Consider the following 14,032-nt stretch of genomic DNA (forward strand, 5'->3'; position numbering starts at 1 on the left):
CGCTTACAGGCAACACGGCACGCCTTGCGGGAGGCGGGCCGGGGACACGACAAGGAGAGGCCGAACACGAGGCCGGGCCCTGATCGTCAGGCGATCGGGGGACCCCTCTCGACAACTCTCCTATGGCGGGCTAGACTGCTTCTTTGCGCTGCCCACTTTCAGGCTGCCCGTGTGCGGTAGCTAGGATGGTCGGCAACACCGCACCCTTGACAGTCCGCGTTACGAGTTGCTAGCGCGGCTGCTCAACCAGCTATGTCCCCGGAAGGACGCATCTTGGCAGTCTCTCCCGCGAATCAGGCCACTGCTGCGACCAACTCGAATCGACCGTCAACGGGTGTTCCAGGAGCACCGAAGCGAGTCTCTTTCGGGGAGATTCGCGAGCCGCTCGACACCCCGCACCTGCTTGATGTGCAGATCCGGTCGTTCGAATGGTTCACCGGCTCGGAGGCGTGGTACGAACGCGCCGTCAACGAGGGCGACGAGAACCCGGTCGGAGGTCTCGAGGAGGTTCTGAACGAGATCTCCCCGATCGAGGACTTCTCCGGCTCCATGTCACTGTCCTTCTCCGATCCGCGCTTCGACGAGGTCAAGGCCTCCGTCGAGGAGTGCAAGGACAAGGACATGACGTACGCGGCGCCGCTGTTCGTCACCGCCGAGTTCGTCAACAACAACACCGGTGAGATCAAGAGCCAGACGGTCTTCATGGGCGACTTCCCCGTGATGACCGACAAGGGCACGTTCATCATCAACGGCACCGAGCGCGTCGTGGTGTCGCAGCTCGTCCGTTCGCCGGGTGTGTACTTCGACCAGGCGGTCGACAAGTCCACGGACAAGGACATCTTCAGCGTCAAGATCATTCCGAGCCGTGGTGCCTGGCTGGAGTTCGACGTCGACAAGCGCGACACCGTCGGCGTCCGCATCGACCGCAAGCGTCGCCAGCCGGTCACGGTGCTGCTGAAGGCGCTCGGTTGGACCACCGAGCAGATCCGTGAGCGCTTCTCGTTCTCCGAGACGCTGCTCGCCACCCTGGAGAAGGACCACACGGCCAGCCAGGACGAGGCGCTGCTCGACATCCACCGCAAGCTGCGGCCGGGCGAGCCTCCGACGAAGGAGAGCGCCCAGGCGCTGGTGGAGAACCTCTTCTTCAAGGACAAGCGCTACGACCTCGCCAAGGTCGGCCGCTACAAGATCAACAAGAAGCTCGGTCTCGACCTGCCGTACGGCAACGGCACGCTCACCGAGGAAGACATCGTCACCACCATCGAGTACCTGGTCCGCCTGCACGCGGGCGAGGAGACGATGCGCTCCGGTGACGTCGAGGTGCCCGTCGAGACCGACGACATCGACCACTTCGGCAACCGGCGGCTGCGCACCGTGGGCGAGCTGATCCAGAACCAGATCCGCGTCGGCCTCTCCCGCATGGAGCGCGTCGTCCGTGAGCGGATGACCACGCAGGACGTCGAGGCGATCACGCCGCAGACGCTGATCAACATCCGCCCCGTGGTCGCGGCGATCAGGGAGTTCTTCGGTACCTCCCAGCTGTCGCAGTTCATGGACCAGAACAACCCGCTGTCCGGGCTGACCCACAAGCGCAGGCTCTCGGCGCTCGGCCCCGGCGGTCTGTCCCGTGAACGCGCCGGCATGGACGTCCGTGACGTGCACCCGAGCCACTACGGCCGCATGTGCCCGATCGAGACGCCGGAAGGCCCGAACATCGGTCTGATCGGCTCGCTGTCGGCCTACGCGAGGGTTAACCCGTTCGGGTTCATCGAAACCCCGTACCGGAAGGTCGTCGAAGGCCGGGTCACCGACGAGGTGCACTACCTGACCGCCGACGAGGAGGACCGCTTCGTCAAGGCGCAGGCCAACGCCCCGCTGACCGAGGACGGCCACTTCGCCGAGGAACAGGTCCTGGGTCGCCGGAAGGGCGGCGAGGTCGAGCTGCTCGACCCCATGGAGATCGACTACATGGACGTCTCGCCGCGGCAGATGGTGTCCGTGGCGACCGGCATGATCCCGTTCCTCGAGCACGACGACGCCAACCGTGCGCTGATGGGCGCGAACATGCAGCGTCAGGCCGTGCCGCTGCTGCGCAGCGAGGCCCCGCTGGTGGGTACGGGCGTGGAGCTCGCCGCCGCCGTCGACGCCGGTGACGTCATCGTCGCCGAGGAAGCGGGCGTGGTCGAGGAGCTGTCGGCCGACCTGATCACGGTCATGCAGGACGACGGCACCCGCCGCACCTACGGCCTCTACAAGTTCCGCCGCACCAACGCGGGCACCTGCTTCAACCACCGTCCGGTGGTCAACGAGGGTGACCGGGTGGAGAAGGGGCAGGTCCTCGCCGACGGCCCGTCCACCGACAAGGGCGAGATGGCGCTCGGCAAGAACCTCCTCGTGGCGATCATGCCGTGGGAGGGTCACAACTACGAGGACGCCATCGTGATCTCGCAGCGCCTCGTGCAGGACGACGTGCTCACGTCGATCCACATCGAGGAGCACGAGATCGACGCCCGCGACACCAAGCTCGGTGCCGAGGAGATCACCCGGGACATCCCGAACGTCTCCGAGGACGTGCTGGCCGACCTCGACGAGCGCGGCATCGTGCGCATCGGTGCCGAGGTCCGGGACGGTGACATCCTGGTCGGCAAGGTCACGCCCAAGGGTGAGACCGAGCTGACCCCGGAGGAGCGCCTGCTGCGCGCCATCTTCGGCGAGAAGGCACGCGAGGTCCGGGACACGTCGCTGAAGGTGCCGCACGGTGAGACCGGCAAGGTCATCGGCGTTCGGGTCTTCTCCCGCGAGGACGACGACGAGCTGCCCCCGGGCGTCAACGAACTCGTCCGCGTCTACGTCGCGAAGAAGAGCAAGATCCAGGACGGTGACAAGCTCGCGGGCCGGCACGGTAACAAGGGCGTCATCGGCAAGATCCTGCCGGTGGAGGACATGCCGTTCCTCGAGGACGGCACCCCGGTGGACATCGTGCTGAACACCCACGGTGTGCCTCGCCGAATGAACATCGGGCAGATCCTCGAACTGCACCTCGGGTGGCTGGCCTCCCAGGGGTGGAAGGTCGAGGGCAACCCCGAGTGGGCGAAGAACCTCACCGAGGAGCTGATGGACGTCGAGCCCGGCACGAACACCGCGACGCCGGTGTTCGACGGCGCCCGGGAGCACGAGCTCACGGGGCTGCTCGGCTGCGCCAAGCCCAACCGTGACGGCGACCGCCTGGTCGGCGAGGACGGCAAGGCGACGCTGCTCGACGGCCGCACCGGCGAGCCGTTCCCGTACCCCGTGGCGGTCGGCTACATGTACATCCTGAAGCTGCACCACATGGTGGACGACAAGATCCACGCGCGGTCCACGGGTCCGTACTCGATGATCACGCAGCAGCCGCTGGGTGGTAAGGCACAGTTCGGTGGTCAGCGCTTCGGTGAGATGGAGTGCTGGGCCATGCAGGCCTACGGTGCCGCCTACACCCTCCAGGAACTGCTCACGATCAAGTCCGACGACGTCGTCGGCCGCGTCAAGGTCTACGAGGCCATCGTCAAGGGCGAGAACATGCCCTCACCGGGCATCCCCGAGTCGTTCAAGGTGCTGCTGAAGGAACTTCAGTCGCTCTGCCTGAACGTCGAGGTGCTCTCCACCGACGGGGCCGCCATCGAGATGCGCGACTCCGACGACGAGGACCTCGAACGCGCGGCCGCCAACCTCGGCATCAACCTGTCCCGCAACGAGTCGCCCTCCGTGGACGACGTCGTGCAATGACCCAGCCGCCCGGTGGGGTCCGACACCACTGGACCCCACCGGGTAGCCGAACCCCTCTAACCGATGGGGTCGGGAAAGCACCCCGGACCCCCGAGAAGAACCCCAAGGGGATGCAAGAACGTGCTGGACGTCAATTTCTTCGATGAGCTCCGGATCGGTCTCGCCACGGCCGACGACATCCGTCAGTGGTCCTACGGCGAGGTCAAGAAGCCGGAGACCATCAACTACCGCACGCTCAAGCCGGAGAAGGACGGGCTCTTCTGCGAGAAGATCTTCGGGCCCACCCGGGACTGGGAGTGCTACTGCGGCAAGTACAAGCGCGTCCGCTTCAAGGGCATCATCTGTGAGCGCTGTGGTGTCGAGGTCACCCGCGCCAAGGTGCGTCGTGAGCGGATGGGCCACATCGAACTGGCCGCTCCCGTCACCCACATCTGGTACTTCAAGGGTGTTCCGTCGCGCCTCGGCTACCTGCTCGACCTGGCGCCGAAGGACCTCGAAAAGATCATCTACTTCGCCGCGTACGTCATCACCGGTGTGAACACCGAGCTGCGGCACAACGACCTGCCGACGCTGGAGAACGAGATCAGCGTCGAGCGGAAGAACATCGAGTCCCGCCGCGACGCCGAGATCGAGCAGCGCGCGCAGAAGCTCGAGGCCGACCTCGCCGAGCTGGAGGCCGAGGGAGCCAAGGCCGACGTTCGCCGCAAGGTGAAGGAGGGCGGCGAACGCGAGATGCGGCAGATCCGCGACCGCGCCCAGCGGGAGCTGGACCGCCTGGAGGAGGTCTGGTCGACCTTCACCAAGCTGGAGCCGCGTCAGCTCATCGTCGACGAGCAGCTCTACCGCGAGCTCTACGACCGCTACGGCGAGTACTTCACCGGCGGCATGGGCGCCGAGGCCATCCAGAAGCTGGCCAGCGAGTTCGACGTCGACGCCGAGGCCGAGTCGCTGCGCGAGACCATCCGCAGCGGCAAGGGCCAGAAGAAGCTGCGCGCGTTGAAGCGGCTCAAGGTCGTCGCGGCGTTCCAGGCCACCGGCAACGACCCGCGTGGCATGGTGCTGGACGCCATCCCGGTGATCCCGCCGGAGCTGCGCCCGATGGTCCAGCTCGACGGTGGCCGCTTCGCCACCTCGGACCTCAACGACCTGTACCGCCGCGTCATCAACCGCAACAACCGCCTCAAGCGACTGATCGATCTCGGTGCGCCCGAGATCATCGTCAACAACGAGAAGCGGATGCTGCAGGAGGCCGTCGACGCGCTGTTCGACAACGGCCGTCGTGGCCGTCCGGTGACCGGGCCGGGCAACCGTCCGCTGAAGTCGCTGTCCGACCTGCTCAAGGGCAAGCAGGGCCGCTTCCGTCAGAACCTGCTCGGTAAGCGCGTCGACTACTCGGGCCGTTCGGTCATCATCGTGGGTCCGCAGCTCAAGCTGCACCAGTGCGGTCTGCCGAAGGACATGGCGCTGGAGCTGTTCAAGCCGTTCGTGATGAAGCGGCTGGTGGACCTCAACCACGCGCAGAACATCAAGTCCGCCAAGCGGATGGTCGAGCGCGCCCGCCCGCAGGTGTGGGACGTGCTGGAAGAGGTCATCAACGGCCACCCCGTGCTGCTCAACCGTGCTCCCACGCTGCACCGACTCGGTATCCAGGCGTTCGAGCCGCAGCTCGTGGAGGGCAAGGCCATCCAGCTGCACCCGCTGGTGTGCGAGGCGTTCAACGCCGACTTCGACGGTGACCAGATGGCCGTGCACCTGCCGCTGTCGGCCGAGGCGCAGGCCGAGGCACGCATCCTGATGCTGTCGGCGAACAACATCCTGTCGCCCGCCTCGGGCCGTCCGCTCGCCATGCCGCGACTGGACATGGTGACCGGTCTGTTCCACCTCACGCGGCTCGACGAGAACGCCCAGGGTGCCGGTACGGCCTACGCCTCGCCCGCCGAGGCGATCATGGCCTACGACCGCAAGCAGCTCTCGCTGCACGCCCCGGTGAAGATCCGCGTCCGCGACCGGCAGCCGAACAAGGAGCAGGAAGCGGCTCTGCGGGAGAAGGGTTGGGAGCCGGGCCAGCCGTGGCTCGCCGAGACCACGCTCGGCCGTGTGCTGTTCAACGACCTGCTGCCCGCGGACTACCCGTTCATCAACGAGCCCCTGCCGAAGAAGCGGCAGGCCGCGATCGTCAACGACCTCGCGGAGCGCTACTCGATGACGCAGGTCGCGCAGACGCTCGACGGGCTCAAGGACGCCGGCTTCCACTGGGCGACCCGCTCCGGCGTCACGGTCGCCATCTCCGACGTTCTCGTGCCGCCGCAGAAGAAGGAGATCCTCGACCAGTACGAGGCCAGGGCCGCGCAGGTGGAGAAGCGCTACCAGCGTGGTCAGCTCTCCCACGCCGAGCGCAACAACGAGCTCGTCAAGGTGTGGAGCCAGGCGACCGAGGACGTCGCCAAGGCCATGGAGGAGAACCTCTCCGACGACAACCCGATCGCGATGATCGTGAAGTCGGGTGCGGCGGGCAACATGACCCAGGTGCGGTCGCTGGCCGGTATGCGTGGTCTGGTGTCCAACCCGAAGGGTGAGTACATCCCGCGGCCGATCAAGTCCAACTTCCGTGAGGGCCTGTCGGTGGCGGAGTACTTCATCGCCACGCACGGTGCCCGCAAGGGTCTGGCCGACACCGCTCTGCGTACCGCCGACTCGGGTTACCTCACCCGTCGTCTGGTGGACGTGTCGCAGGACGTCATCGTGCGCGAGACCGACTGTGGCACCGGCCGCGGCATCATGATGACCGTCGCCGACGTGCTGCCCGACGGCCGTCTCCTGCGCGCCGAGCACGTCGAGACCAGCGTCTACGCCCGCAACCTCGCCACCGACGCGGTGGACGCGCAGGGCAACGTGGTGCTCAACGCGGGTGACGACCTCGGTGACCCCGCCATCGAGCGGCTGATCCAGGCCGGCATCAGCAAGGTCAAGGTCCGCAGCGTGCTGACCTGCGAGTCGGCCATGGGTGTCTGCGCCACCTGCTACGGCCGTTCGATGGCCACCGGCAAGCTGGTGGACGTCGGTGAGGCCGTCGGTATCGTCGCCGCCCAGTCGATCGGTGAGCCGGGTACGCAGCTGACCATGCGTACGTTCCACCAGGGTGGTGTCGCCGGTGACGACATCACCACGGGTCTGCCGCGTGTCACCGAGCTGTTCGAGGCCCGCGTCCCGAAGGGCAAGGCGCCCATCGCCGACGTCGACGGTCGCGTGCGGATCGAGGAGAGCGAGCGGTTCTGGAAGATCACGCTCATCCCCGACGACGGCAGCGAGGAGATCGTCTTCGACAAGCTGTCGAAGCGGCAGCGGCTCGCCATCACCCCGGACGGCCCGCTGGCGGACGGCGACCACGTCAAGGTCGGCCAGCCGCTGCTGGAGGGCACGCCGGACCCGCACGAGGTGCTGCGCGTGATGGGTCCCCGCGAGGCGCAGATGCACCTGGTGGACGAGGTCCAGAAGGTGTACCGCGCCCAGGGTGTGTCCATCCACGACAAGCACATCGAGGTCATCGTGCGGCAGATGCTGCGCCGCGTGACGATCATCGACTCCGGTTCGACCGAGTTCCTGCCCGGCGAGCTGCCCGAGCGCACCAAGTTCGAGCAGGTCAACCGGCAGGCGGTCGCCGAGGGCGGCGAGCCCGCCTCCGGCCGTCCGGTGCTGATGGGTATCACCAAGGCGTCGCTGACCACGGACTCGTGGCTGTCGGCGGCCTCGTTCCAGGAGACCACCCGCGTGCTCACCGACGCGGCCATCAACGGCCGTAGTGACTCGCTGATCGGTCTCAAGGAGAACGTCATCATCGGTAAGTTGATCCCGGCCGGTACGGGCATCAACCGGTACCGCAACATCCAGGTGCAGCCCACCGAGGAGGCCAGGGTCGCCGCGTACGCGATCCCGTCCTACGACGACGGCTACTACACGCCTGACGTGTTCGGCACCGGCACCGGTGCTGCCGTCCCGCTGGACGACTACGACTTCGGTCGCGACTTCCGGTAGCCGAGCGAAGTAGGAAAGCCCCCGATCCACCGTGGTGGGTCGGGGGCTTTCTCGTCCGTGCCTGTTCTCTCGGGCCGAACGGTCAGTGACGCACGTTGTCGACCGGTGCGGCGCCGGGGGTCCGTTCGAGCAGGCCGAGGACGGCTTCGAGCATCTTGGGCAGGGCCTCGGCACTGATGCGGTAGGGCATCGTGGTGTAGAACAGCCCTTCTTCGGAGGTCAACACGAACGGCAGAGCGCCCGCGTTCTCGACCAGGTACTCGAGGACCTCCCGGTTGAGCATGCGGTTCGCGGTGGCCAGGTCGTTCGCGAACACGGCGTACTGGCTGTTGCTGGGTTTCCGGGAGCCAGAGCCGCTGCCATTCACCCTGGCGCTGGGCCACGGTCACCGGTGGCTCCCTGCTCACCGCGATGCCCTCGGTGAGCACGTCGCCTGGCTTGAGCGGTCATCCGAGGAAGTCGGTGTACGGGCGGCGAGCGAGTTTGACGGGTGCCAGCCGGTGCGGTGGTCACTTCGATGCGGCACACGTGGTGTGTCACGCCTCCGTTGGAGCCACGTCTTTCCATCGATGCTTCGGTCATCCGGAGCCGCTATGGTCCGCGTTCGAAATCGAGTGCGATCCCGAACCGGGGTCGCCGCACCGTGGCCAGCCAGTTGATGAAGCCTCCGGTGGAATTCCTGAATGGCCGGAGAAGCTCGGCGGACCACGCCGTCGCGTTCTCCGGTCCGGACACCGTGCCGCCGAGACGGGCGGCGAGCGCGGTGAGCGCTTCGACGTGCTCGCGCTGCTCCTTGCGGGCACTGAGCCACTGCCACCAGAAGACCAGTCCGGATCCCTACTGCCGGGCATCCCCGCAGCGGAGAGAGAGCCTGAGCCAGATCTCCACCGCTCAGATCTCCAGATCGTTCCTGGTTTCCCGCAGGAACTGATCGGTGCCGGTGTCGTCGTACTCCCGGCCTTCTGGTAGTTGCCGATGTTGCGCAACGGCTTGTCGGCACCGGCGTTCGCACCGGTACCGAGCCCGAGCTGGGACACCGTGGTGTCACGCATCGCGGTCTTCAGCGAGCCGCCGAGTCCGGGCTGTAGGCGGCTGCCGAGCATGCCTTCCTCGATCCACAGCTTGGTCGGAGGCGACTTGCCGCCCTGGCTTGTCCCCGTACCGGCGCAGTTCATCGCTGTCCACGGTGAACCCGCTCATGTGCCCTCCTTCGCTGTCGAGAACGCGGGCTCATGACTTCATCACCGCACGGGCCGTCGTAGCGTTGTCGGGAAACCCTGTTCAGCGGCGCCGAACCCGTCCGCCCAGTGGTCCGTGCTTGTGTGTCGCCGGACGGACGTCGAAGATCGGTACATGATCACGCCTGACACCAAGGACTGGACGTGGGTGCTGGAGCGGCCCTGCGCGGAATGCGGTTTCGACTCGGGCGCCCTCGGCTGGGAAGAGGTGCCCGCGCTGGTACGCGCCAACGCGGCATCGTGGTGTGACGTGTTGAGCGCCGGTGTGCGGCTGCGGACGCGCCCTCGTCCCGACCGTTGGTCGGTGCTGGAGTACGCCTGCCACGTCCGCGACGCACTGCGGCTGCTCGACGAGCGACTCGTCCTGACACTCACCGAGGACGAGCCGACCTACGACGACTGGGACCAGGACCGCGCCGCCGTCGACGGCCGCTACAACGACCAGGACCCCTCGACCGTCGCGACCGATCTGAGCATCGCCGCCGAGCGCGTCGCGACCCGCCTCGATCAGCTACCGGACGGCGCCGTACACCGCTCCGGCAGGCGCTCGGACGGCGTTCGGTTCACGGTGGAGACCCTCGTCCGGTACTTCGTGCACGACGTGGTCCACCACCTCCACGACGTCAGCGCACCGGCCGCCGGGAGATGACGGTCGCTCGCCGGTGGCACCTCAGATGTCGAGCAGCTCACGGGTCTCGTCGGCCGTGGCTCCCGATCCGATGTCGCCCTTGTCAGCGGAGTCCTTGAGCCCCTTGGTGTGGTCGACGAGTTTGCCGGTGTGGTCGACGATGGTCTTACCCGCCTGGAAGCCGTTCGACGGAGCGCCGGTCGGATCGATCCCCATCGTGGACTGCGCGATCTGCGTGGCGCCCTTCTTGAGCGACTCCGTCACCGCCGTCCTCATCGCGCCCCCACGCCCGACCTCGGCCACCGTGTCGAGCACGTTCGCGCCGTAGTTCTTGGGCGTGACTCCGAGCTTCTCGCCGAGCGTCACCATCTTGGAGCCGAACTTCCTGAAGAACTCCAGGATCTTCTCCAGCAGCGTGCCGAGCTTGCCCATCTTGCTGGTGACGCGCGAGAACGTGCTCGCCGCCTTCGCCACCGAAGCCGACATCGCCGCCGCGACCGACGAACCGAGGCTCACCACCGACGACGCCAGCGCGGGAACCCAGATCCAGATCAGCCACGTGACGAACTCCGTGATGATGGCCTTGATGACCTCCTCGACGATCGTCATGAGCATCGACGACGTCTTGAGGATCTCCGCGACGCTACCCGCGCTGGTGGCCACGCCCTCGATGCCCTGTGCGAAGTCCGCGAGCGCCTTGCGGGCCGTGTCATTGGCCTCGCCCTGCCAGTCGGCCAGCGCCTCGTCGGCCACCCGCACGAACTCGCCCGCGTACTCCACGAGGCCACCTCCGATCGCCGCGAAGTCGTCGGAGGCGGTGCTCAGCGCCGGGCCGTCGCCGGACACCATGTGCAGCGCGTCCTGCAGCGGTGTCACGAGGTGCAGCACCATGTTGAGTCCGTTGCTCACCAGCCAGCCCACGGGGTCGAGCACCGCCATGCCCGCCTCCATCGCGCATTCGGCGGTGAAACTCGCGGTGTCGGTCATGACATCGCCCGCGTGCAACACGATGTCCGCGACGTCCGGATCCTCGGGCAGCCCCTGCCAGATGTTGGTGACCGTCTCGTAGCCCTTGACGGCCTGCTTGGCGACGGGCACCTGCTTGGCGAAGTCGAGAGCGGCGTCGCCGAACGACTTCTCCGCGTCCCCTTTCAGCTCGACGGCGCCCGCGACGTCGGTGACCTCGGTCATGTGGGTTCCCTCCTCAGGCGCCGGCCGGACGTGCTTCGTCGACCTTGTCGATCTCGACCTCGTAGTTGCCGAGGCGGATCGCGCCGTGGTCGTCGTTGCTCGCGTACAGATCGGCGGCGGTCTTGAACTTCTCCCCCAGGGCGGTGAGGCCGTCCTGCATGCGGGAGAGCAGGTCGTTCAACTGCCCGAGCGCCTCGGTGTAGGAGCTTTTCGTCGCCAGACCGACCAGCCCCCACGACTCGTCACCGACATCCGCGCGCCCGACGAGATCCTTGAAGGTCTCGGCCTGCGAGCCGAAGTCGTCCAACGCGTCGCGGTAGCCGCGCAACGCCTCCACCTGCACCCTGAAGCCGTCGGCCATGAAACGGTTCTCCTCGAACTGTGCCCGGACATTCGGGCCTTGGACCGAAAACGGCCCCTTGCGGTTCCCTCAGCGCAGGTGCTGTGGCAGTAGTTCGAGGAATTCGATGAGCAGGTCCGCGGTCGGGAGGATGTTGGCCGCGGTCAACCGGTCACCGGGCCGCGCGTTCGTCCGCAGGGTTCCGTGTTCGAGCACGACCGGGCGGAACCACGCCCCCAGACGGCCGACGAGCCACGCCAGCGTCTCGGGTGTGACGGCGGAACGCGCGAAGTGCGCGTCGGGCGAGGCGACGACGAGCTTCTCGTGGTGCCGCCCCATGGCGAGCTCCGGCACGATCTGTGAGCGCAGTTCCAGGTTCTGCACCGCGAGCAGCTCCGGCCCGATCCACAACCGAGGGCAGTGCGCGGCGGGGATCTCGACGAAGGACTCGTGGGCGAGCGCGCTGGTGCTGGTGCCCCCGGGCGAATGCCTCCTCGTTCGCTTCTCGAAGGCCACAACCGGTGTACCACCGCGCACGAACTCGACGGCGTAGTCGAACGGCTGGGGGAACTCACCGTGGCCCTCGGTGGGGAAGTAGCCGAACGACGGCCTCGTCCGGCCAGCGTCCAGGTGTTCGGTCCCACCGATGCCACGGGCGAACTCACCCCGCTCCACCAGAAGCTTCGCCGTCTCCTTCTGCCGCGACCGGGCCGTGGCCACCAGGACCACGACAGCGGCGACCACGAGGAGGGGGATCACGACGTACACGACAGTCATCGATGCGGCTCTTCCGTCGGTGGCGGGCCCGGCCAGTACATCACGCCGGCCCGGCGCTCAGCCCGATACGTCGTGCAGTGACTACGTCGTGCAGTGACCGATGCTCGGAACGGTTTGGGCCGCCTCCGACGGCCAGCTAAGGGAGAACGGCGAAGAAGACGAAGACGAGGAGGTAAAGGTTCCGCATATCGCGTTCATCCGTCCTGGAAGTTCGTATCCTGTTCGGCCGGCCACGAGCCGTCGAACGAAAACAGGAACCTTTCCGACGGTGGTGTTCAACCCCGCGAATCGTGCGGGGTTGAACACCTTCGCGTACCGATCCGTCAACCAGTGCCGGTCAGCTCGTCGAGAGCCCGGAACAGGCGGCGTTTGCTGAGGGGGCCTCGCCAGCTGTACGACACCAGGCCCGGACCTTCGTCCTTGAGCGGTTCGGCCGAGTTCGGCATCCGGTCCCGGATCCAGTCGACGAAGTCGGGGTAGAACGACTCCGGGTTCCCCGAGATCGGTCTTCCGCCCGGAACGCCGTGGAAGTCGTCGAACGGCTGTGCCGAGGTGGCCACCGTAACCACCGAGTACCGGTCAATGACCCGGTTAGGCTTCCCCTCACCGATGTAGCTCTTCGTCGGTATCCCGAACTCGATACCGTGCACCGGGCGGTGCGCGTAGGTACCGAGGACTTCACATTCCGCGTACGGCACCGCGTACGTCCACGGCACGGAACCACTGCCCGGAAGCTCCCCGCCCTCCCTGGACTGCCACGGCATTCGGCGTTTCATCAGCCAGCCGTTCTCTCGCACGAGAGCGGGGAGTCGAACGAACCGGAACCAGGCCGAGCGCAGGGTCTCGTGGGAACTGGCGAACAGAATGACCAGCACAAGGAGGGCGAGTAATGGAATGAACTCGAAGATCATGTCAGTGCTCTAGAAATCCAGCTGCCCGGAGGTCTTCTCGGTGGACTGCTCCTCGCCGGTGTCCCCGGCCTCGGAGGCGCTCCTGAAGTCGTTGTAGTAACCCGCGAGCGCGGAATTCTTGAAGCTCTCCTTGCGGAAGTCGTTGGCCGCTTCGCCCATCGAACGCACGAATCCGTCGGTGACCCGCTCGCCGACCATCCCGGTCTCGGCGTGATTCAGGCGATCTTTCAAGCTGGCCTTCGTGCCCTTCGCCCGGGCTTCGGTGACTGCCTCTCTCGCCAGATCCGCACGTATCCGCTTGTTGTTCATGGCCTGCCGGAACCCGTTGCCCTGCTTCGCGATGAAGTTCCGAAGCTTGCTCAGCAAGTCCTGGATCTTGTCGAGCAATTTACGCAGCCAGTTGACCTGCTTCGTCGCTCTGGCACCGGTCTGGGCCGCGCGGACACCGGTCGCGGCGCCCGCGGCGGCGGTGGACGCCCCGGCGGTGACCACCGCCGCGGCCAGTGCAGGAATCCAGATCATGAGCAGCCAGGTGACGAGCTCGGTGAGAAGAGCCTTGATGAACTCCTCGATCACCGTCATGAACATGCTGGAGATCTTCAACAGCTGGCCGATGTTGCCCGCTTCGCCCGCGACGGCTCTGATGCCCTGGGCGAACTCGCCGAACTTGGCTGCCGCCGCTTCGGCCGCGCCGCCGTCCCACTCGGCCAGTGTGGTCCGGCATTCCTCGAAGAACTGGTCGGCGAAGTCGGAGACGCCCTGGGCGATGTTGGCGAAGCTTTCCGAAGCTGCCGACAGTGCGGGCCCGTCACCACTGACGAAGTGGATGGCGTCCTGGATGGGTTGACAGATGGAGATCAGGAAGCCGAGTCCCTCGCCCACCAGCCAACCGATCGGGTCGGTGGCGAAGTCCGAGACGACCCCGGAGCACGACGAGATGAAGCTCGCACCGTCCGCGGCGAGCCCACGCAGGTCCGAGGCACTGACGTCGCCGTCTTCCCTCGCGCTGTTGTACCCGTTCAGAACCTTGATGCCGCCGCCGATCACGGGAATGGCCTCGGCGACTTGCTTTCCGTAGGAATCTTCTTCCTTGAGCTCGATGCTGCCCAGTGGGTCACTCATGCTCGTCGTCCCCCTTCGAACCTTCGGC

The 14,032-nt window shown here is 66.6% G+C and carries 9 protein-coding genes; 3 read left to right on the forward strand and 6 right to left on the reverse strand.

All coding sequences use genetic code 11. From position 1 onward, the window contains the following. Positions 1–273 precede the first annotated feature (273 nt). Positions 274–3,765 carry a DNA-directed RNA polymerase subunit beta gene (gene rpoB, locus SACCYDRAFT_RS02335; RefSeq protein WP_005453211.1) on the forward strand — a complete coding sequence of 1,164 codons (3,492 nt, stop codon included), beginning with the start codon at positions 274–276 and terminating at the stop codon, positions 3,763–3,765. A gap of 120 nt (positions 3,766–3,885) precedes the next feature. Beyond that, positions 3,886–7,797 carry a DNA-directed RNA polymerase subunit beta' gene (locus SACCYDRAFT_RS02340; RefSeq protein WP_005453213.1) on the forward strand — a complete coding sequence of 1,304 codons (3,912 nt, stop codon included), beginning with the start codon at positions 3,886–3,888 and terminating at the stop codon, positions 7,795–7,797. An 82-nt stretch (positions 7,798–7,879) separates the two neighbouring features. Here the strand turns inward: SACCYDRAFT_RS02340 and SACCYDRAFT_RS26745 are convergent, their stop codons facing one another. Continuing rightward, the gene (locus SACCYDRAFT_RS26745) at positions 7,880–8,113 is read right to left on the reverse strand and encodes a hypothetical protein (protein WP_005453215.1); all 234 of its coding nucleotides are present in this window, start codon (positions 8,111–8,113) and stop codon (positions 7,880–7,882) included. A gap of 1,037 nt (positions 8,114–9,150) precedes the next feature. Between SACCYDRAFT_RS26745 and SACCYDRAFT_RS02350 the strand changes: the two genes are divergently transcribed. Further along, on the forward strand, positions 9,151–9,684 hold the full coding sequence (locus tag SACCYDRAFT_RS02350) for a DinB family protein (RefSeq protein ID WP_005453217.1): 534 nt from the start codon (positions 9,151–9,153) through the stop codon (positions 9,682–9,684). A 21-nt stretch (positions 9,685–9,705) separates the two neighbouring features. Here the strand turns inward: SACCYDRAFT_RS02350 and SACCYDRAFT_RS02355 are convergent, their stop codons facing one another. From SACCYDRAFT_RS02355 to SACCYDRAFT_RS02375, 5 genes are all read right to left on the reverse strand, one after another. After that, positions 9,706–10,854, reverse strand: coding sequence for a hypothetical protein (locus SACCYDRAFT_RS02355; RefSeq protein WP_005453219.1), 1,149 nt, complete (start codon positions 10,852–10,854; stop codon positions 9,706–9,708). Between the two features lie 13 nt (positions 10,855–10,867). Beyond that, positions 10,868–11,215, reverse strand: a complete 348-nt coding sequence (locus SACCYDRAFT_RS02360) for a type VII secretion target (protein ID WP_005453221.1) — start codon at positions 11,213–11,215, stop codon at positions 10,868–10,870. 69 nt (positions 11,216–11,284) lie between these two features. Beyond that, positions 11,285–11,971 carry a hypothetical protein gene (locus SACCYDRAFT_RS02365; RefSeq protein ID WP_005453223.1) on the reverse strand — a complete coding sequence of 229 codons (687 nt, stop codon included), beginning with the start codon at positions 11,969–11,971 and terminating at the stop codon, positions 11,285–11,287. A 323-nt stretch (positions 11,972–12,294) separates the two neighbouring features. Then, the gene (locus SACCYDRAFT_RS02370; protein WP_005453226.1) at positions 12,295–12,882 is read right to left on the reverse strand and encodes a hypothetical protein; all 588 of its coding nucleotides are present in this window, start codon (positions 12,880–12,882) and stop codon (positions 12,295–12,297) included. 9 nt (positions 12,883–12,891) lie between these two features. Continuing rightward, positions 12,892–14,004, reverse strand: coding sequence for a hypothetical protein (locus tag SACCYDRAFT_RS02375; RefSeq protein WP_005453228.1), 1,113 nt, complete (start codon positions 14,002–14,004; stop codon positions 12,892–12,894). Between the last annotated feature and the right edge of the window lie 28 nt (positions 14,005–14,032).

The organism is Saccharomonospora cyanea NA-134 (genome assembly GCF_000244975.1).
GTDB lineage: Bacteria > Actinomycetota > Actinomycetes > Mycobacteriales > Pseudonocardiaceae > Saccharomonospora > Saccharomonospora cyanea.

Excerpts from the sequence above, each read along its gene's own strand:
- SACCYDRAFT_RS02360 (WP_005453221.1), bottom strand. The coding sequence starts at position 11,215 with ATGGCCGACGGCTTCAGGGTGCAGGTGGAGGCGTTGCGCGGCTACCGC.
- SACCYDRAFT_RS02365 (WP_005453223.1), bottom strand. The coding sequence starts at position 11,971 with ATGACTGTCGTGTACGTCGTGATCCCCCTCCTCGTGGTCGCCGCTGTC.
- SACCYDRAFT_RS02375 (WP_005453228.1), bottom strand. The coding sequence starts at position 14,004 with ATGAGTGACCCACTGGGCAGCATCGAGCTCAAGGAAGAAGATTCCTAC.
- SACCYDRAFT_RS02370 (WP_005453226.1), bottom strand. The coding sequence starts at position 12,882 with ATGATCTTCGAGTTCATTCCATTACTCGCCCTCCTTGTGCTGGTCATT.
- SACCYDRAFT_RS02355 (WP_005453219.1), bottom strand. The coding sequence starts at position 10,854 with ATGACCGAGGTCACCGACGTCGCGGGCGCCGTCGAGCTGAAAGGGGAC.
- SACCYDRAFT_RS02350 (WP_005453217.1), top strand. The coding sequence starts at position 9,151 with ATGATCACGCCTGACACCAAGGACTGGACGTGGGTGCTGGAGCGGCCC.